This is a genomic window from Mesorhizobium sp. M0340, from assembly GCF_040321535.1.
GTDB lineage: Bacteria > Pseudomonadota > Alphaproteobacteria > Rhizobiales > Rhizobiaceae > Mesorhizobium.
Map to the genome: position 1 here is coordinate 89,078 of NZ_JAMYRR010000010.1, position 18,030 is coordinate 107,107.

19 protein-coding genes and 2 pseudogenes are annotated in these 18,030 nt (G+C 63.0%); 13 read left to right on the top strand and 8 right to left on the bottom strand.

Annotated elements, in window-relative coordinates:
- Positions 1–119 precede the first annotated feature (119 nt).
- From dnaG to NKI79_RS16590, 4 genes and pseudogenes are all read left to right on the top strand, one after another.
- Positions 120–2,081, top strand: coding sequence for a DNA primase (gene dnaG, locus NKI79_RS16575; protein ID WP_352802820.1), 1,962 nt, complete (start codon positions 120–122; stop codon positions 2,079–2,081).
- Positions 2,082–2,456: 375 nt separating this feature from the next.
- Positions 2,457–4,478, top strand: coding sequence for an RNA polymerase sigma factor RpoD (rpoD, locus tag NKI79_RS16580; protein ID WP_023678297.1), 2,022 nt, complete (start codon positions 2,457–2,459; stop codon positions 4,476–4,478).
- Positions 4,479–4,685: 207 nt separating this feature from the next.
- The gene (locus tag NKI79_RS16585; protein WP_352450720.1) at positions 4,686–4,979 is read left to right on the top strand and encodes a GYD domain-containing protein; all 294 of its coding nucleotides are present in this window, start codon (positions 4,686–4,688) and stop codon (positions 4,977–4,979) included.
- 107 nt (positions 4,980–5,086) lie between these two features.
- Positions 5,087–5,466: pseudogene (locus tag NKI79_RS16590) on the top strand (thiol-disulfide oxidoreductase DCC family protein).
- Between the two features lie 45 nt (positions 5,467–5,511).
- Here the strand turns inward: NKI79_RS16590 and NKI79_RS16595 are convergent.
- Positions 5,512–5,709, bottom strand: coding sequence for a hypothetical protein (locus NKI79_RS16595; RefSeq protein WP_352477790.1), 198 nt, complete (start codon positions 5,707–5,709; stop codon positions 5,512–5,514).
- Between the two features lie 174 nt (positions 5,710–5,883).
- Between NKI79_RS16595 and NKI79_RS16600 the strand changes: the two genes are divergently transcribed.
- A complete protein-coding gene (locus NKI79_RS16600; protein WP_352477788.1) occupies positions 5,884–6,564 on the top strand; it encodes a PadR family transcriptional regulator in 681 nt (226 codons plus the stop codon).
- Positions 6,565–6,678: 114 nt separating this feature from the next.
- The gene (locus NKI79_RS16605; RefSeq protein WP_023678291.1) at positions 6,679–6,969 is read left to right on the top strand and encodes an HlyU family transcriptional regulator; all 291 of its coding nucleotides are present in this window, start codon (positions 6,679–6,681) and stop codon (positions 6,967–6,969) included.
- Positions 6,970–6,974: 5 nt separating this feature from the next.
- Here NKI79_RS16605 and NKI79_RS16610 read toward each other — a convergent pair whose 3' ends face one another.
- From NKI79_RS16610 to NKI79_RS16620, 3 genes and pseudogenes are all read right to left on the bottom strand, one after another.
- On the bottom strand, positions 6,975–7,181 hold the full coding sequence (locus NKI79_RS16610) for a hypothetical protein (protein WP_352802822.1): 207 nt from the start codon (positions 7,179–7,181) through the stop codon (positions 6,975–6,977).
- Positions 7,162–7,311 (bottom strand): annotated as a pseudogene (locus NKI79_RS16615) (hypothetical protein); the annotation flags it as partial. The pseudogene NKI79_RS16615 and the gene NKI79_RS16610, both read right to left, overlap by 20 nt.
- A gap of 50 nt (positions 7,312–7,361) precedes the next feature.
- The gene (locus tag NKI79_RS16620; protein ID WP_254820355.1) at positions 7,362–8,006 is read right to left on the bottom strand and encodes an FMN-dependent NADH-azoreductase; all 645 of its coding nucleotides are present in this window, start codon (positions 8,004–8,006) and stop codon (positions 7,362–7,364) included.
- Between the two features lie 110 nt (positions 8,007–8,116).
- Between NKI79_RS16620 and NKI79_RS16625 the strand changes: the two genes are divergently transcribed.
- A complete protein-coding gene (locus NKI79_RS16625; protein ID WP_352477784.1) occupies positions 8,117–9,073 on the top strand; it encodes a LysR family transcriptional regulator in 957 nt (318 codons plus the stop codon).
- Here the strand turns inward: NKI79_RS16625 and NKI79_RS16630 are convergent.
- Positions 9,006–9,632, bottom strand: coding sequence for a TetR/AcrR family transcriptional regulator (locus NKI79_RS16630; protein WP_352477782.1), 627 nt, complete (start codon positions 9,630–9,632; stop codon positions 9,006–9,008). The genes NKI79_RS16625 and NKI79_RS16630 overlap by 68 nt on opposite strands.
- Before the next feature lie 66 nt (positions 9,633–9,698).
- Here NKI79_RS16630 and NKI79_RS16635 point away from each other — a divergent pair, with 66 nt between their 5' ends.
- Both NKI79_RS16635 and NKI79_RS16640 read left to right on the top strand, forming a co-directional pair.
- Entirely contained in the window at positions 9,699–10,121 is a 423-nt protein-coding gene (locus tag NKI79_RS16635; RefSeq protein ID WP_352477780.1) for a VOC family protein, read from the top strand.
- 118 nt (positions 10,122–10,239) lie between these two features.
- Positions 10,240–11,151 carry an arginase family protein gene (locus tag NKI79_RS16640; protein ID WP_352477778.1) on the top strand — a complete coding sequence of 304 codons (912 nt, stop codon included), beginning with the start codon at positions 10,240–10,242 and terminating at the stop codon, positions 11,149–11,151.
- Positions 11,152–11,269: 118 nt separating this feature from the next.
- Here the strand turns inward: NKI79_RS16640 and NKI79_RS16645 are convergent, their stop codons facing one another.
- Positions 11,270–12,217: a S1C family serine protease gene (locus NKI79_RS16645; protein WP_254820361.1), complete on the bottom strand. Its 948-nt coding sequence runs from the start codon at positions 12,215–12,217 to the stop codon at positions 11,270–11,272.
- Positions 12,218–12,386: 169 nt separating this feature from the next.
- Here NKI79_RS16645 and NKI79_RS16650 point away from each other — a divergent pair, with 169 nt between their 5' ends.
- From NKI79_RS16650 to NKI79_RS16660, 3 genes are all read left to right on the top strand, one after another.
- Complete coding sequence (locus NKI79_RS16650) at positions 12,387–13,256, top strand: S1C family serine protease (RefSeq protein WP_352477775.1); 870 nt, start codon at positions 12,387–12,389, stop codon at positions 13,254–13,256.
- Between the two features lie 7 nt (positions 13,257–13,263).
- Positions 13,264–13,896: a helix-turn-helix transcriptional regulator gene (locus tag NKI79_RS16655; protein WP_254820363.1), complete on the top strand. Its 633-nt coding sequence runs from the start codon at positions 13,264–13,266 to the stop codon at positions 13,894–13,896.
- 114 nt (positions 13,897–14,010) lie between these two features.
- Positions 14,011–14,877 carry an SDR family oxidoreductase gene (locus NKI79_RS16660; RefSeq protein ID WP_352477773.1) on the top strand — a complete coding sequence of 289 codons (867 nt, stop codon included), beginning with the start codon at positions 14,011–14,013 and terminating at the stop codon, positions 14,875–14,877.
- 53 nt (positions 14,878–14,930) lie between these two features.
- On the opposite strand, the gene NKI79_RS16665 is transcribed toward NKI79_RS16660, so the two are convergent.
- The gene (locus tag NKI79_RS16665; protein WP_254820365.1) at positions 14,931–15,446 is read right to left on the bottom strand and encodes a TIGR00645 family protein; all 516 of its coding nucleotides are present in this window, start codon (positions 15,444–15,446) and stop codon (positions 14,931–14,933) included.
- Positions 15,447–15,683: 237 nt separating this feature from the next.
- A complete protein-coding gene (locus NKI79_RS16670) occupies positions 15,684–16,949 on the bottom strand; it encodes an OmpA family protein (RefSeq protein WP_352477771.1) in 1,266 nt (421 codons plus the stop codon).
- A gap of 75 nt (positions 16,950–17,024) precedes the next feature.
- On the opposite strand from NKI79_RS16670, the gene NKI79_RS16675 reads away from it, so the two are divergent.
- The gene (locus NKI79_RS16675) at positions 17,025–17,846 is read left to right on the top strand and encodes a hypothetical protein (RefSeq protein ID WP_352477770.1); all 822 of its coding nucleotides are present in this window, start codon (positions 17,025–17,027) and stop codon (positions 17,844–17,846) included.
- The last annotated feature ends 184 nt before the right edge of the window (positions 17,847–18,030 follow it).

The window sequence follows — 18,030 nt, forward strand, 5'->3', positions numbered from 1 at the left end:
CACGAAGGCGGTCCGCGGGCCGCCTTCTCTTTTTGACCTGTGAAAACCGGGTATGGTCGCCATTAGGAGTCGTCGGGCTTCGCCCGTGTGATTATATGAAGCCCAAACGAGCTGTCCCCATGCGCTTTCCGCCTGCTTTCCTCGACGAGATACGCGACCGCATACCGATTTCTTCGGTGATCGGCCAGCGCGTCGCGTGGGACAGGAAGAAGACCAACGCGCCGCGTGGCGATTATTGGGCGTGCTGTCCGTTCCATGGCGAGAAGAGCCCGTCCTTCCATTGCGAGGACAAGAAGGGCCGTTATCACTGTTTCGGCTGCTCGGTTTCGGGCGACCATTTCAAGTTTTTGACCGAACTCGATGGGATAAGCTTTCCCGAGGCCGTCGAGAAGATCGCCGACATGGCCGGCGTGCCGATGCCGGTTCGCGATGCCGATGAGGAACGGCGCGAAAAGGAACGCGCCAGCCTGACCGATGTCATGGAGATGGCGACGGTGTTCTTCCAGGAACGGCTGCAGGGACCGGAAGGGGCAAAGGCCCGCGCCTACCTGCGCGACCGGGGGCTGACACCGGCGACGCAGCAGTCTTTCCGCCTCGGCTATGCCCCCGACAGCCGCAACGCGCTGAAGGAGCACCTTGCCGCCAAGGGTGTCCCCAAGGCCGACATCGAGGCGTGCGGGCTGGTGCGACATGGCGACGACGTGCCGGTTTCCTATGATTGGTTTCGCGACCGCATCATGTTCCCGATCCCGGATTCCAGGGGCAAGATCATCGCCTTCGGCGGGCGGGCACTGGCGCCGGATGCGCTGGCCAAATACATGAACTCGCCCGATACGGAGCTCTTCCACAAGGGCAACGTGCTCTACAATTTCGCCCGTGCGCGCCAAGCGCTCGGAAAGGGAGCGCTGGCCAAGGGCGGCACGGTCATTGCCGTAGAGGGCTACATGGATGTGATCGCGCTGGCGCAGGCCGGCTTCGAGAACGTGGTGGCGCCGCTCGGCACCGCATTGACTGAAAACCAGCTCGAACTTCTGTGGCGCATGGCCGGCGAGCCGGTGCTGTGCTTCGACGGCGACCAGGCCGGGCTGAAGGCAGCATGGCGCGCCGCCGACATGGCGCTGCCGGCGGTCCAGGCGGGCCGCTCCGTGCGCTTCGCCCTGCTGCCGGAGGGCAAGGATCCCGACGATCTGGTCAAGGGTGACGGACCGGATGCGTTCCGCGCCGTGCTTTCCGAGGCGCGGCCGCTGGCCGACCTCTTGTGGATGCGCGAGACCGCCGGCGGCATCTTCGATACGCCGGAACGGCGGGCGGAGCTCGAAAAGACGCTGCGCGAACTGACCAGCCGCATCCGCGACGAGAGCCTTCGCTATCACTACCAACAGGAAATGCGCGAGCGCGTGCAGAGCTTCTTCGGTGCCCAGCGCGGACGCCGGGGACGTCAGGACGGACGGCCCGGTGAGCGCTTCCCGGGCAGGGTCTCAGCACCCGGCGGACAGTTTGCACGTGGCGGCGGTGCCGGTGGGCGCACCGCGATCACCGAAAGCCTCGGCCGCTCGGCGCTGGTCAAACGCGGCGGCGAGGGCATGTCGGTGCGCGAGGCGACGATCATTACGGCCCTCGTCAACCATCCCGTGCTGATCGACGAGAATTTCGCCCATGTCGAGTTCCTCGATCTCGCCAATTCCGATCTGAAGCGGCTGCACGCGGCCATCCTTGACGCCATGGCGCACGATATGGCCAACAACCGCGAGGCTGTAATCGCGACGATCGAGCGGGCCGGCTGTGGTGAGATCTGGCAGCGCGCGGTGGCGCTGATCAAACGTGCGCGGCAATGGCCGGCGCTGGAAACGGCAGCACTCGACGATGCTCGTGATGCGTTCAGCCAAGCTCTCCACTTGCAGCGCAGCGCGCGCACCTTACATAAGGAGCTGAAGCAGGCGGAAGCAGCGCTCGCCAGCGATCCCACGGACGAAAATTACCGGCACCTGGTCGAAATCCAGGCGCAATTTCGTGATGTGCAGGCAACGGAAGCGCTGATCGAAGGGTTTGGCGTATCGTCGGGCAGAGCTGGGCGCGTTTAGATCGAAGCCTCCAGAAGACTGAAATGTAAGGACGTGCTTGCGCGTTGGAATCAAGCGTGCGGTGCTCTAAGTCGGGTAATTGATTCGCTTTTTTCATGCGAATCATGCGAGAGGCGCTTGACCTTCCGGCAGAATGGCGGAATCAGGTCGATTCGAAACGTTAACCCGCCCCGGCATCGACGGGAATGCAGCGATGTAAGGTACTGATCACTGGACAGGCAGTCTGCTTGCCACAGATATCAGGGTTAATCTGGACTTAACGAGAGATGCAGTTACTGGCCCGGTAAAGCGCGTTCTGGAAAGAGCGCATCCATTTTGACCGGACCGGCAGCTTACGCGGCTTTGATACTCAGCCGCTTGGAGAAAATAAAGACTATGGCGACAAAGGAAAAGGAAGAAGTCGAGACCGAACGCGAGGCCGCGACCGATGGCCCTCTGCTCGACCTTTCCGACGATGCTGTCAAGAAGATGATCAAGGCCGCCAAGAAGCGCGGCTATGTCACCATGGACGAGCTGAATTCGGTGCTGCCCTCGGAGGAAGTGACCTCCGAGCAGATCGAGGACACGATGGCCATGCTTTCCGACATGGGCATCAACGTGGTCGAGGACGACGAGCAGGGCGAGGAGCCCGAAGCCGCCGATACTGCCGCTGACGCCGAGGAAGACGCGAACGAACTCGCCGAGCAGACCGGCACCGCCGTCGCCGCCACCACGACCAAGAAAGAGCCGACCGACCGCACCGACGATCCGGTCCGCATGTATCTGCGCGAGATGGGCTCAGTCGAGCTTCTGTCGCGCGAGGGCGAAATCGCGATCGCCAAGCGCATCGAGGCCGGCCGCGAGACGATGATCGCGGGCCTGTGCGAAAGCCCGCTGACCTTCCAGGCCATCATCATCTGGCGTGACGAGCTCAACGAATCGAAGATCCTGCTGCGCGAGATCATCGACCTCGAGGCGACCTATGCCGGGCCGGAGGCCAAGCAGGCGCCGGTTGTCGAGCGTATCGAGGAAGCCAAGACCGAGGAAAAGTCGCGCCGTTCGCGCGAGGACGAGGACGACATCACCAACGTCGGCGGCGACACCCGTGGCCTGGTGGACGATGACGAGGAAGACGATGACGAGGCGAGCCTGTCGCTTGCGGCGATGGAAGCCGAACTGCGCCCGCAGGTGATGGAGACGCTCGACGTCATTGCCGACACCTACAAGAAACTGCGCAAGCTGCAGGACCAGCAGGTCGAGAACCGGCTGGCTGCCGCCGGCACGCTGTCGCCCAGTCAGGACCGCCGGCTGAAGGAATTGAAGGACCAACTGATCAAGGCGGTGAAGTCGCTGTCCTTGAACACGGCGCGCATCGAGGCGCTGGTCGAGCAGCTCTACGACATCAACAAGCGCTTGGTGCAGAACGAAGGCAAGCTGCTCAGGCTGGCCGAAAGCTATGGTGTGCGCCGCGAGGAATTCCTCAAAGAATATCAGGGCTCGGAGCTCGATCCCAACTGGACTCGCTCGATCGGCAATTTGACTTCACGCGGCTGGAAGGAATTCACCAAGAACGAGAAGGACGCCATCCGCGACCTGCGCGCCGAGATCCAGAACCTCGCCACCGAGACGGCGATTTCGATCCAGGAATTCCGCAAGATCGTCAACCAGGTGCAGAAGGGCGAGCGCGAAGCCGCGATCGCCAAGAAGGAAATGGTCGAGGCCAATCTGCGCCTCGTCATTTCCATCGCCAAGAAATACACCAATCGCGGCCTGCAGTTCCTCGATCTGATCCAGGAGGGCAATATCGGCCTGATGAAGGCGGTCGACAAATTCGAATACCGCCGCGGCTACAAGTTCTCGACCTACGCGACGTGGTGGATCCGGCAGGCGATCACCCGTTCTATCGCCGACCAGGCGCGCACCATCCGCATTCCGGTGCACATGATCGAAACGATCAACAAAATCGTGCGCACCTCGCGCCAGATGCTGCATGAGATCGGCCGTGAGCCGACGCCGGAAGAGCTGGCGGAAAAGCTCGCCATGCCGCTGGAAAAAGTGCGCAAGGTGCTGAAGATCGCCAAGGAGCCGATCTCGCTCGAAACGCCGGTCGGCGACGAGGAGGATTCGCATCTCGGCGACTTCATCGAGGACAAGATGGCGATCCTGCCGATTGACGCGGCGATCCAGGCCAATTTGCGCGAGACGACGACGCGTGTATTGGCCTCGCTGACGCCGCGCGAAGAGCGCGTGCTCAGAATGCGCTTCGGCATCGGCATGAACACCGACCACACGCTTGAAGAGGTCGGCCAGCAATTCTCGGTCACCCGCGAGCGCATCCGCCAGATCGAAGCCAAGGCGCTGCGCAAGCTCAAACACCCGAGCCGGTCGCGCAAGCTGCGGAGCTTCCTCGACAGCTGAGGCCGGGTGACGGAGAAGCAGTTTCAAGGGCGCCGGTGGCGCCCTTTTCCGTTTGGGCACAGGCGATCACGATTGAACGCGCCGCTCTTGCGGGTCGTGCACTACGAGAGGATAATTCCGCGACGGACGCATTCTCTGGGCGACAAACCCGGATGCCCGCCCCGGCGGTTGGACGCCGCGCTCCGTGGCACCGGAGGGAGGTGTGCCATGACAACTTACATCGTGCTGATCAACTGGACGGAGCAAGGCGCCAAAAACGTGCGCGAATCGCCGAAGCGGCTCGATGCCGCCAAGAAGCTGCTGGGCGACATGGGCGGGTCCTTCAAGGCATTTTATCTCACCATGGGGGATTGCGACATGGTGGCCGTGCTCGAAGCGCCCGACGATGCCGTCCTGGCTCGTTTCTCGCTGATGCTGGCGACGGCCGGAAACGTCAGGACGCGGACACTCAAGGCTTTCCCGGAGGATGCCTATCGCGAGATCATCACCTCGCTCGGGTAAGTTGCGCTCCAGGCCTAGCCGGCCATTTCGCGGCTGTCGTGTTGCGTTGCGGCGCAATGGCGTTTGCCGGATAGTCGGTGCGCGCCCCTCTGGTGCCGTTTCGAAACATGAGCAAGCCTCTGCTGACCGTCTGGTATAATACGCGCTGTCCGGTCTGTGATGCCGGCATCAGCCGGCAGAAACGGCGGCTGATCGAGGCGGTCAAGGCCGGTCGGATCGAATTTCGCGACATCAATACCGAACCGACGGCGTTGGCCCGCTACGGCATAGGGCTGGAGGATATCCGGCGTCGGCTGCATGCGACCGACGCCGGTGGCAAATTGCTGGTCGGCGCCGATGTTGCAGTTGCGGTGTGGCTGATAACGCCGGGCGAGGGCTGGTTGGCGACGCTGTTCGGCAATCCCGCCGCACTGCCGTTGACGCGCTATGCCTATGATCGTTCGCCGATCTGCTCTATGCCTGGAACCGGCGCAAAGGCCGCTGGTAACAGGTATCCATTCCTCCCGCACCGAGCGTTTCGCATGCCCCGCTATCAAGCCGCGGGGTCGCGAAGCCAGCCGACGATGCGGCGCACCGCAGGCAGCACCAGCAGCAGCGTCGGAGGCAGCTTTCTGCGCGAGGTTTTCACATTCGTCTGGGATTTCGCCGAAGCATCCGGTTCGTCACCTTTGCATCCATTCGCCGGTCTTCGGCGTAACTGCCCGGAACGGGGGTGGATGCGTTGCTTCACGTTAGACGCCTGGGGAGTGGCCTTCGGCCCCTCGCGCGCTTCCTAACCGCCCTTGCCGGCGAAAACCAATCCTGCTGGCGCTTATCTTCAGATACATCGTAAGATATATCTTGACCCCGCCGCTGTGAATACGTAGGTGAGATATATCTTAAGACATAACTCAAGGAGCAAACAATGCACAAAGACAGTCATTTCGGGGGTGATCGTTTTGGCGAACACGCCGAGCGCGTTTTCATGCATATGGCCGGCAAGTTCGGCGGACGCGGCGGCGGCTTCGGCCCGTTCGGGCATGGCACGAGAGGCGGACGCGGCGGGCCGGGCGACATGTTCCGCGCCGGGCGCATGCTGGCCGACGGCGACCTCAAGCTGATCACGCTGTCGCTTCTGGCCGAGGCGCCCCGGCACGGCTACGACATCATCAAGGCGCTGGAGGAGCGCACCAGCGGCTTCTACAGCCCGAGCCCCGGCGTGGTCTACCCGACGCTGACCTTCCTGGAAGAGGCCGGCTACGCCGTTTCTGCGGCGGACGGCAACAAGAAGGTGTTTTCAATCACCGAGGCTGGGCAGGCGCACCTCAACGAAAATCGCGAGATGATCGACCACGTGCTCGAACATCTCGAGCGCTTCGGCCGCAAGATGGCAAAGGCGCGCGACTGGTTCGGCTGGAACGATGACGGCGACGGTGGCCGGCGCGGCCGCGGCCGCTCGGAAAAGCGCGACAAGTTTCGCGCCGTGCGCCACCGGCTGCGCGCCGCGCTCGGCGAAATCGTCGATGCGCCTGAAGCAAAGCAGGCCGAGGCAATCAGCATATTGGAAGCTGCCGCAGAGGCCTTGGAAGCGTTGTCGCGCGACTGACCTCTGAGTGCCAAGCCAGTTGCGGCCCTTGCCCGCTCGGCCAAGGACCGGTACTGAAAATCATCCTGCACCGCGCTATGTGGTGCAGGATGATTGCCGTTGGAGGATACCCCCATGTCTTTTCTGAAGCGTCTTTTCGGCGGAGGCAACGAAGCCGCCGAGCCAAAGACAGCGGCGCCGGCAAAGCAGATCGAGCACAAGGGCTTTTTGATCAGCGCCACGCCCTACAAGGCGGAGGGCCAGTACCAGACCTGCGGCGTGGTTTCGAAGGAGATCGACGGCGTGATGAAGGAGCACAAATTCATCCGCGCCGACCGCTTTGCCGGGCTTGACGACGCTGTCGACATCTCGATCAAAAAGGGCATCCAACTGGTCGACGAGCAAGGCGAAAAGATCTTCGGGTAGATCGGCTACGACAGCCTTGGGTCGATTGGCCCGCTTTCCAACGCCAGCACGGCGAAGACACACTCGTGAACCCGTAGCGGCTGCTTGGCGACAAATCGCGTTAGCGCTTCGTGGCCAAGCGCGAACTCTCTGAGCGCCAAGGCTGCGCTTGCCGGCCAGGCCGCGTTCTCGGAGGCGCACGAGATTGTTGGGCGCGTCATATTCGGGACCATAGATGATGCGCAAATATTCCGGGCCGCGGACCTTCAGCGCCGGCTGGATGAGCCCCTTCTTGCCACGGCTGACGAATAACCAATGGCAGTTGTGTGGCCCACCACAATAGGTTGTCGCCAACGACAACAAGGGCAGGCGCCGGGCGCCTGCTCTTGTACAATTCAGACGATGCTGACGCTTTACGCCGCGGTGGCGACGCGCTCGGCATTACCGGTCGCGGCCACAATGGCGTCGACCTTGGCCGAGGCCTTGGCCAGCGCTGCTGCCACCGCATCGGCGCCCATCCCGACTCCTTCGATGCGGATGACCTCGACATCGTTCATGCCGAGAAAGCCGAGTACGCTGCGCAGGTAGGGAATGGCGTGATCGAACTGCACGGCCGCACCTTCGGAATAGATGCCGCCCGAAGCCAGCACGATATAGACCTTCTTGCCGGTGACGAGGCCCTTGGGGCCGTTCTCGCCATAGGCAAAGCTCTTGCCGGAACGGGCAATGTGATCGACCCAGGACTTCAGCGTCGAGGAGATGTTGAAGTTGATGAAGCCGGTGGCGAGAATGACGGTGTCGGCCGCAAACAGCTCGTCCAGCACCGTGTCGGAAACGCCGACGACCTCAGCCTGGCGCTGGCTGCGTGCTTCGACCGGCATATATATGCCGGTCGAATAGTCGGGGTCGATATGCGGCAGCGGGTTGGCTACGAGGTCGCGGGCGACAAGCCTGGCCGAGGGATTGGCGGCAAGCAGCTTCTCGGCGAGTTCGGTGGCGATGCGGGTCGAGTGCGAGGCGGCGCCGCGTGGGCTGGATGTGACAAGAAGGATCGACATGATGGGTCTCCGGGGTTGGACTTAAAATCTCCCGGCAAATATGTGTGCGCAGACCCATTTGAAAAACTGGTATATTTTGTATATGATCCATCTAAATTGTGGATTGAACGATGCAACCGAACCCGACGCTTGACCAACTGCAGATACTGGTTGCGGTGGCCGAGACCGGCAGCTTCTCGGCCGCCGGGCGCAAATTGAATCGCGCGCAATCGGTGATCAGCTACGCTATCGCCAACCTCGAAGCGCAGCTCGGGCTGAAGCTGTTCGAGCGCGAGGGCACGCGTGAACCGCAACTGACCGATGTCGGCAAGGCGACGCTGGAAGATGCGCGACGCATGGTCGGCGTGCTGCAACGCATCCGCTCGCGTGTCGACGGATACCGGCAGGGATTGGAGGCTGAAGTTACGCTGTCGGTCGACGTGACACTACCGTCGCCGGTGCTGGTTCGGGTGCTAAAGGCATTCGAGGCGCAGTTCCCGGCAGTGACGCTGCGTCTGCATATCGGCTCGCTTGGCCTGATCCTCGATCATGTTGTCGGCGGACAGGCCGATCTCGGCATCGGGGGGCTTCTGGGTGAGACGGACGTGAATCTGCTTCGCATCGGCTTCATCTCCCTGGTGCCAGCTGCAGCGCCTGAACACCCGCTGGCGCTGCTGCCGAGACCAGTGGCGCTAGAGGATGTCCGCGAACACATCCAACTGGTCGTCTCGGACCAATCCGAGCGTACGCGCGGGCGTGACTATGGCGTCTTCGCCTACCGCACGTGGCGGCTGACGGATGTGCGCACCAAGCACGTGCTGATGCGCGAGGGGCTGGGCTGGGGCGGGCTGCCGCGATGGCTGATTGCCGATGATCTGGCGAACGGCCGGCTCGTCGAACTCGATCTCGAGCCTTACAGCGAAGTCCGCTCGCCGCTCTATGCCATGCATCGCGCCGATCGCAGCCCGAAACCGGCGGCCGCCTGGCTGATCGACCAGTTCAAGCGCCAGCTCGGCTGTTTCAACGAGTTCGAGCCGGGTGAGATGCCTGCGAAGGAGCCGGAGACAGGCCGTCGATCAGCGCCATGAGAACGGCGCGATAGTCCTCGATCGAGGCTCCAGCTTCAATGGCGAGCGCTGCGCGGTCGAAGGCAGCGGCGAGCAAAGCGGTCAGTGCTTCCACAGGCAATCTCTTCATGGAGTGCGACCGCATCGCGGCGATAAGGCCCTCGCGCAGCGAACGGTTGCCATGGCGATTGTCGATCGCATCCATGGCGGCGCGGCCGAGCACGGCCGGGCCATCAAGCAGCAAGAGTCGAGTTCGGCCGGGGGCACGCATGGCAGCCAGATAGGCATCCGAGCCGGCAATCAGTGCATCGCGGGCAAATAGCGAAGGCGGCGACGCCCGTTCGATCTCTTCCGAGACGGCTTGCGCCTCCTGTTCGACCACAGCGGCAAACAGCGCCTGCTTGTCGGTAAAGTGATGATAGAGCGCGCCGCGCGTGACCCCGGCAGCGGCGACGATCTCGGGTGTGCTGGTCTCGGCATACGATTTTTCGGTGAACAGTTTTCGCGCCGCGGCGATGAGCTCGGCGCGTGTCGCCTCGGTGCGATCGCGGTTGGAGCGGCGAGCGGATCCCTGTTGCATACATGCAGCCTGTATGTTAGTTCAATTTAGATGCAGACTGTATGTTATTCGCCGGGAGAAGGAAAGATGAGGACGACGAGCTATTATCCGGTGCTGATGACGAGCGACGTTGCCGGCACGGCAGCCTTCTATGTTGCGCATTTCGGCTTCAAGCCGCTGTTTGAGGCCGACTGGTACGTGCATCTGCGCTCAGCCGAAGACCGCCGCGTCAACCTCGGCATCGTCCAGGGCGATCATGAGACGATCCCGGAGGAAGGGCGGGGCCGCACGTCTGGCCTGCTGATCAACTTCGAGGTCAGGGATCCGGATGCCGTCTATGAGCGGATCACCGCCGCCGGGCTACCGATCCTGCGAACGCTGTGCGACGAACCCTTCGGCCAGCGCCACTTTATCACCAGGGATCCCAACGGCGTGCTGATCGACGTCATCAAGCCGATCCCGCCGAGCCCGGAATTCCTAGCGCAATATGCCGATGGCGCGGCGGGCTGAGCGAGACAGCGGCCGCTGGCAGGAACTGTCCGCAGACGCGAGGTGAGGGCTTTAGCCGCGTGGCCGGTCACGCCTTTGCGGTTTATGCTTAGGGGTTAATCAACCCTGGGCCTTCTCCATGCGTGAAATCTGCCTTGTCCGCGCACCCTCCAACCTTGGCCTCCGCCCGCTCCGGCCGGGGCATATTCCGGGGACCTGGCGCGCGCCGCAGGCGCTTACCGAAGCCGGCTTGGTCGAGATGCTTTCGCCCGCCAAAGTGGTTGATCTTGATCGGCCCGCCTATAGCACCGAGCCACAGCCGGGCACCCGGCTGCGCAACGGCAACGCCATACGCAGCTTCAATCTCGCACTCGCCGAAATCGTTGCCGGCGCGCTGGGACGAGGCGAGTTCCCGCTGGTCGTGGGCGGCGACTGCGCTGTCCTGCTTGGCGCGCTGGCCGCAGCACGGCGATCTGGTCCGGTTGCGCTGGTCCATGTTGATGGCCACAGCGATTTCCGCCATCCGGGCAATTACGACGTCAACGCCTCACTCGGCTCGGCCGCCGGCATGGACCTTGCGCTCGCAACCGGACGTGGTGAGCCGTTGCTGACCGACTGGCCCGGCATCGCAAGACCGCTTGTCGCGGACGAACAGGTGATACAGATCGGCGAACGCGAGAACCGCAACGCCAACTTCGCCTGGCCGGACATCCATTCGACCGCGATGACGTTGATCGACGTCTTTGCCGTGCGCGAGCTTGGCGCGGCGAAGGTCCTGGACAAGACCTGGAGCACGTTGGCGCGAACCGGCTGGCCCCACTGGGTGCATTTTGACGTCGATGCGCTCGATCAGACAGTAATGCCGGCAGTGGATTCACCGGGCAGCCCCGGCATCGATCCTGACGATCTCGTCGACATTCTCACGGCGCTGGTGGCGGATCCGCGCTGCACCGGAATGGATATGACCATTTTCGATCCGGATCTCGATCCGACCGGCGAACTGGCCGCGCTGCTGGTTTCGCTGCTTGGCCGGATCTATGCGCCGCGATAGAGCCTGCCCATCCCGATAGGTTCGGGATGGGCTCTATCTTGTTTGACCATGATGTTGTCCGAAAAACCGGTTCCCACTTTGCTGCGCTGACCTTCGGTTCGGGATCAAGGTCGAGCACTCAGCTTCGCGCCACTGGCATTACCGTGACCTGAGTAATGCCGGAGCGGCGCACCACCGTGCACAGCGTCTCGTGGCCGATGCGCTCGGCGTCGAGCATGCGCACCAGATCGTCGACACCGGTGACCGGGCGGCCGTCGATGGCGGCAATGATGTCGCCTTCCCTGAGGCCGGCCTTGTCCGCCGGGCTGTTCTTTTCGACGGTGCGCAGGCGCACCGCCGTGCGGCTCGATACTTGCGACAAAAGAGCTGCGCGGCGCGGCAGGTTGGTGGTGTCGGCTGAAACGCCAATGAAGGCACGGCGCACGCGGCCGAAGCGGATGATTTCCGAGATGACGAAATTGGCCGTGTTGGAGGCAACCGCGAAGGCGATGCCTTGCGCACCATGGATCATCGCGGTGTTAACGCCGATCACCTCGCCGGCCGACGACACCAGTGGTCCGCCGGAATTGCCGGGATTGAGCGCGGCGTCGGTCTGGATGACGTCGTCGATCAGCCGGCCGGTGGAGGCACGCATCGAACGGCCGAGTGCCGAGACGACGCCAGTGGTGACGGTCCATTCGAAGCCGAGCGGGTTGCCGATGGCAATTGCAATCTGGCCGCGCCTCAAACGCTTGGAATCGCCAAGCGGCGCAACGTCGGCAAAGTCACCGTCGGCGCGCACCAGCGCAATGTCAGTGTCGGGATCGCGGCCGAGCACGCGGCCTTCCCTGGAGGCGCCGTCCGGCATAGATACGCGCACGCTGCGCGCATCGCCGACGACGTGGAAGTTGGTGACGACCAGCCCGTCCGGCGCGATGACGAAGCCGGAGCCATGGCCGCCCGGGCCACCGATGCGTTCGATGCGGCAGACGGCGGGCCCGATGCGGTCGACGGCATCGGCGACCGTCGCCGAATAAGCATCGAGAAGGGCATCGTCATATTGCAATTGCTGAGCAGGCAGGGCCACCTGAGAACTCCGTTTGGAACAAGATGAACAATGCCTATATGTGCGGAGCGGCCGGACCGGCCGCGACCTGACCAGATGGCCAGTCAAATGCTCAACTAGCCGTCAGGCGAGTATCCGCCAACACCCTGCCGGGCGATATCTGGGTCACGAAGAACCCAGGAGACAAATCATGAGCGATTTCAATCTGAGCACGTTATCCGACGCCATTGCCGACATCGCGGCAGCTGCGGCACCCGCGACGGCCAGCTTCGCGACGCACCACCGGACGTCAACTGCTTTCCACTGGCGGGACGGCTATTTCGTCACTGCCGAGGAGGCGGTCGAGGCCGGCGAGGAGATCGAGCTGACGTTTTCTTCGGGCCAAGCCGTCAAGGCCGAACTGGTCGGCCGCGACCCGTCCACCGGCACGGCCGTTTTGAAACCGGCCGGCGCGCCGAGCGCCCCGTCACTGGTAAAGGCGGAGGCGGTGCGGCCGGGCAATCTGGCAATCATCGCGGGCAATAGTGACGGTACGTCACTCGCCACCTTCGGCACGGTCGGCGAGGTCGGTCCGGCCTGGCGCTCGATGCGGGGCGGCACGATCGACCGGCGCATCAACCTTGCCGTCAATGCCGGCGGCCGTTTCGAGGGCGGCCCTGTGCTCGACGCCAAGGGCGGACTGATCGGCATGCTGCTGTTCGGGCCACGCCGGCGGGCACTGGTCATGCCTTACGAAACGATCGAACGGGCAGTCACGACGCTGCGCGAGAAGGGTCATGTGGCGCGCGGCTATCTTGGCGCCGGCCTGCATCCGGTCCGCAATGGTGATACGCAGGGCGCCATGGTGATGAGCCTGGACGATAACGGCCCGGCGAAAGCAGCCGGTCTCAGCCTCGGCGACATTATCGTGTCGTGGAACGCAGAGGCGGTGCATGGCCCGCGCGAGCTGATCCACAAGCTCGGGCCAGACAGTGCCGGTGCCTTGGTGACACTCGGCGTGGTGCGCGGCGGCGAGAATCGTGAGGTTTCCCTGACCATCGGTGAAAAGCCACTGAGCTGAGGGATAGATGGTAAGCGGTGAGGTCGCTGGCAGACGGCTGACGGTGCTGATCGCGCTCGCTGACGCCGAGCGCGCACGAAGTCTGTCCGCGGCTCTCGCCGCGACCGATGATCTGCGGCCGGTTCTGGCGGGCGACGTCGACGGGCGCGGGGCGGCGGATGTCGCCATCGTCGATGACCATGGAGTACAAGGCGGTCTCTTCGACGCGGCTATGCCTCGCGTGCTGCTATTATCGCGAGCGGCCCGTGAACGGCCGGCCGATACAGTGTTTGCCGTGCTGCCGGTGCAAGCGGACGAGCTGCTGATCGCCGCCGCCGCGCGGCTGGCGGCGGCGGGCTACCGGATTTCGCGCGACAGCCATGCTCTATCCGATCGGCACGATTTTACCTTCCATGACAGCGACCGGTTCGATGAGGAACCGACTGATGGGCACATCGCCCGGCCAACACTTTCGCCGCGCGAAAGCGAGGTGCTGGCGCTGCTGGCCGAGGGCGCGCCCAACAAGGTTATCGCGCGACGGCTGGACATCTCCGTGCACACGGCGAAGTTCCACGTCGCGGCTATCCTGACCAAGCTCGGTGCCGCCAACCGCACCGATGCGATCGCCATCGCCATGCGGCAGGGCTTAGTGCTGGTCTAGCTCGAATTGTCTCAAGGCCTACGCAGCGTAACCCGCATGCGGTGGCTTGGGCCTTGCGCGGCGGTTCTCAGCCGCGCAAGGATCGTGTCTTTCATGTTGCAAGGAGACGCAACGATGTCGCTCAAGGGAAAGACACTATTTATCTCCGGCGGGTCGCGCGGCATCGGGCTGGCGATTGCGTTGCGCGCGGCGCGCGACGGCGCCAACGTGACGATCGCGGCCAAGACCGCCGAGCCGCATCCGAAGCTGCCGGGGACGATCTACACGGCGGCGCGAGAGATCGAGCGGGCCGGCGGCAAGGGGCTGCCAGCGCTGTGCGACATCCGTGAGGAAGCGCAGGTCGCCGAAGCCGTCGCCAAAACCGTGGAGAGGTTCGGCGGCATCGATATTTGTATCAACAACGCCAGCGCCATCCAACTCACCGGCACGCTGGAGACCGACATGAAACGTTACGACCTGATGCACCAGATCAATACGCGCGGCACTTTTCTCGTCTCCAAAATGTGCATTCCATACTTAAGGTTGGCGGAAAATCCTCACATTTTGAACCTGGCACCGCCGCTCGACATGAAGGCCAAATGGTTCAAGAACCATGTCGCCTATACGATGGCGAAGTTCGGCATGTCGATGTGCACGCTGGGCATGAGCGCCGAGTTCGCCAGGGACGGCATCGCGGTCAATTCGCTATGGCCGATCTCTACCATCGACACGGCGGCGGTGCGCAACCTGCTGGGCGGAGCGACGGTGGCAGCGATGAGCCGTTCGCCCGACATCATGGCCGATGCGGCATACGCCATCCTGGTCAGGCCGTCGCGTGAGGCGACCGGCAATTTCTACATCGACGAAGAAGTGCTGCGCGCCGAGGGCGTCAGCGATTTCTCGGCCTATGCGCCGGGCGCGACAGGCCCGCTCGCCGGCGACTTTTTTGTGCCGGACGAGGTGTTCGGCCGGACTGATACCAAAATCAAAGCTATCTACTGACGGAAGCATCTACCTACAGAAGTATCCCTCAAAAGACCGGCACAGACGCGTGCTCACTCCCCGGCTTTCTTGGCTTTGCCCAGGCCCATCAGCCGGTCGATATAAGCAAGCATGAATGCCGAGGCGACGAAGGCCAGATGAATGATGGTCAGCCACATCAGCTGGTCGGTCGTGTAGGAGACCGAGTTCAGGAACACCTGCAAGAGGTGGATCGAGGAGATCGCTACGATTGTCGAGGCGACCTTGACCTTCAGCGAGCCGACATCGATCGTGCCCAGCCAATGCACCTTGCCGTCATTTTCATCGAAGCGGCTGACGAAGTTTTCGTAGCCCGAGATGATCACCATCACCACCAGTGAGGCGACCAGCGCGGCATCGATGAGGCCGAGCATTTTCAGGATGGTGTCGGTGTCATCGAGCGTGAAGGCGACGGGAACGAACTCGAACAGCTTCTTGCCGAAGGACACGGCATAGATGGCAAGTGCCGCGCCCAGTCCGAGATAGAAGGCGACCAGCAGCCAGCGCGAGGCGAGAATGATCGATTCGATGGCAAGTTCGATGCGCTTCATGTGACGGTTCCGGGCTTCTTTGCGGAGCGCCGTATTTCGGGCAGGCTGCGGCGGTTTGCAAGGTCCTAAAAAAACGAAACCCCGCCGGGAGGGGACCGGCGGGGCTCGCGTGTCCCGCTGGAGTCGGGACAGGGCAGGGAACGCCCTGTCCAGAATTTGGGATTGGTAGCCGCGCGTTTCAAGATTGATGACCGCGCGACTCAATGGTTGATCAAATCGCGCGGTTCACATTGCGGTTTATTGGGCGCTGGCCACCGGCGCCACTAGGGGGGTAATCCGGCGGATGGCGACGCGCCGGTTCTCGCGATTGGGTCCCGACGTGTTTACCTTGAGATACTCCTCGCCATAACCCTGCGTCGTCAGGTTCTCCGGCGGGATGCCAAAGGCGTTGGTCAAGGCTTCGGCGACCGCCTCGGCGCGGCGGTCGGACAGAGCGAGGTTCGCTTCCGGCGTGCCGACTGCATCGGTATGGCCTTCGATCAGGAAGGTCTCGGCCGGGTTTTTCTTCAGCAGCTTCTCCATGGCGTTGGCAACACCCTCCAGCTTCTGGACCTCGGTGTCGGAAATCGAAGCCGAACCGAACTCGAAGTTGAGCGTATCGAGGTCGATCCGGCGGGCGATGTCACGCACGCGGGCCGAGCGCTTGACCTCGTCGACCGAATAGAGGCGCTGGACCCTCTCCACCGGCGGCCGTTCGAGGAAGGTGTAATAGTCGTCCGGATCCTCGACCTCTTCGGAATCCAGAATGTACTCCTCTTGCGGAATGGCAAGGCGCATCGGCGGCAGGTCGTCGCCCGGGTCGCGCCAGTCTGCATCATCGTCATAGTAGCGCTCGTCGACATAGCTCAGCACATATTCGCGCCCGTCAGGCGCGATGCGTGAACGCTGGATGACGTCGCCGTAGCGGTTGCGGATAGTGACGATCCGGACACCATTGTCACGCTCGACGATTTCCCGGGTGCGATCGCCCGACAGGTCCTCATAATAGACATTCCTGGCGCCGCGGTGCATGCGCGGGGCATCGCTGCTTTCCACGAAGGTCTGGTTGTTGAACTGCAGGATGACGCGGTCGCCGAATTCCCTGACGACGTTGGCGCCCTGCGGGCGCGGACGGCGGCGAACATCCTCGATGTCGGGCGCACGCTCGACGCGCTTGCCTTTTTCCTCGGTCACCGGAACGATCTTTTCAGGCTTGATCTCCTGCTGGGCTGCCTTGTCGTCGGTAGGTGGCGGTCCCTCCTCGATCGGAGCAGGCTTCGGGGCTTCCACCTGGTTCTCGCCCTGCTGGGCTGGCTGGTTGCCCTGCTGCTTACCGGCATTTTGGCCGCGCTCCTTGCCGGCCTTGCGCTTGCGCAAGACATCCTTCTGGCTGTCCAGTATGGGCGCCTCGTTCGGGTTGGCGGCGGCTTCGCCCTGAGCAGGGAGCCCACCCTCGGCGGGTGCTGCCTGTTCGCCCGTCGTCGTGGGCTGCTCACCGGTTGCGGGCTGCTGTTCGCCGGTCACCGGCTCTTCCACAACGGGCTTCTTGCCACGCTTTTTCGCCTGGTTCTCGGGCTGTTCGCCTTGAGCAGGAGCCGCTTGCTTCTCGGTTGGAAGTGGCTCGGCCTGTGGGAGAGGCTCACCGGCGGGGCGTTCCTTCTTGCGCGGCGCCTGTTCGGCCGGTGCCGCCTCGATCTGCTGGTCTTGCTTGTTCTTCCTCTTGCGCGGATTGACTTGCTCGTTGTTGTCGTTCGCGGGTGCAGCCTGCTCGGCCGGCTGTTCGGCAGGCGCGGCCTCCTGCTGTTGCTGGTCGCGCTTCTTTCCCCGCGGCTTGAGCTGCTGCTGATCGTCGTTCGCGGGCGCAACCTGCCTGGCGGGTTGTTCAGCAGGTGCAGCTTCCTGCTGCTGGTCGCGCTTCTTCCTGCGCGGTTTGAGTTGCTGCTGATCGTCGTTCGCAGGCGCGGCCTGCTGGTCAGCCGGAGCGGCTTCGATCTGCTGCTGGTCGCGCTTCTTCCTGCGCGGTTTGAGTTGCTGCTGATCGTCGTTCGCAGGTGCGGCCTGCTGGTCAGCCGGAGCGGCTTCGATCTGCTGCTGCCTCTTCTTCCTTCGTTGATTTCCTTGCTGCTCTTCGCCGGAAGGCGCGAGCTGTTCGGCAGGCGCGGATTCACTCTGTTTTTGCTGCTCGCGCTTGTTCCTGCGCGGCTTCTGCTCGGGCTCGCCCGATTGTTCGGCGGGCGCCGCTTCGGATTGTTTTTGCCGGTCGCGCCTCTTGCCGGGCTTCTGTTCCGGCTCCGACTTTCCGCCTTGAGCGCAAGCTTCGGCCGATTCGCCCTCGGCACAATTCGACTGCGCCGGGATAAACATTGCGCTGTTCCGGGCGGGGCCGAATGCAGCATTGCCTTGCAGCGGGAACGCGCCTAACGGCGCGGACGCCATCAACAGGCCAAGCGCCGTGCCTGCCAGAATCCGTGGTTGGCGTTTCATCATAAACACTCCTTGTGGCCTCCCATCCGTGCCCAAACTTTCAGCAATCATGTTTGGTTCCTGTTTGTAGGTCTTAGCGGTGGCACAGGGCGATTGACCGGCGTTTTGAAGGCGACTTCGT

Coding starts and splice junctions, on each gene's coding strand:
- NKI79_RS16630 (WP_352477782.1), bottom strand. CDS start 9,632: ATGCAACAGGGATCCGCTCGCCGCTCCAACCGCGATCGCACCGAGGCG.
- dnaG (WP_352802820.1), top strand. CDS start 120: ATGCGCTTTCCGCCTGCTTTCCTCGACGAGATACGCGACCGCATACCG.
- NKI79_RS16600 (WP_352477788.1), top strand. CDS start 5,884: ATGCACAAAGACAGTCATTTCGGGGGTGATCGTTTTGGCGAACACGCC.
- NKI79_RS16605 (WP_023678291.1), top strand. CDS start 6,679: ATGTCTTTTCTGAAGCGTCTTTTCGGCGGAGGCAACGAAGCCGCCGAG.
- NKI79_RS16655 (WP_254820363.1), top strand. CDS start 13,264: ATGGTAAGCGGTGAGGTCGCTGGCAGACGGCTGACGGTGCTGATCGCG.
- NKI79_RS16610 (WP_352802822.1), bottom strand. CDS start 7,181: ATGGTCCCGAATATGACGCGCCCAACAATCTCGTGCGCCTCCGAGAAC.
- NKI79_RS16660 (WP_352477773.1), top strand. CDS start 14,011: ATGTCGCTCAAGGGAAAGACACTATTTATCTCCGGCGGGTCGCGCGGC.
- NKI79_RS16620 (WP_254820355.1), bottom strand. CDS start 8,006: ATGTCGATCCTTCTTGTCACATCCAGCCCACGCGGCGCCGCCTCGCAC.
- NKI79_RS16665 (WP_254820365.1), bottom strand. CDS start 15,446: ATGAAGCGCATCGAACTTGCCATCGAATCGATCATTCTCGCCTCGCGC.
- NKI79_RS16625 (WP_352477784.1), top strand. CDS start 8,117: ATGCAACCGAACCCGACGCTTGACCAACTGCAGATACTGGTTGCGGTG.
- rpoD (WP_023678297.1), top strand. CDS start 2,457: ATGGCGACAAAGGAAAAGGAAGAAGTCGAGACCGAACGCGAGGCCGCG.
- NKI79_RS16640 (WP_352477778.1), top strand. CDS start 10,240: ATGCGTGAAATCTGCCTTGTCCGCGCACCCTCCAACCTTGGCCTCCGC.
- NKI79_RS16650 (WP_352477775.1), top strand. CDS start 12,387: ATGAGCGATTTCAATCTGAGCACGTTATCCGACGCCATTGCCGACATC.
- NKI79_RS16585 (WP_352450720.1), top strand. CDS start 4,686: ATGACAACTTACATCGTGCTGATCAACTGGACGGAGCAAGGCGCCAAA.
- NKI79_RS16635 (WP_352477780.1), top strand. CDS start 9,699: ATGAGGACGACGAGCTATTATCCGGTGCTGATGACGAGCGACGTTGCC.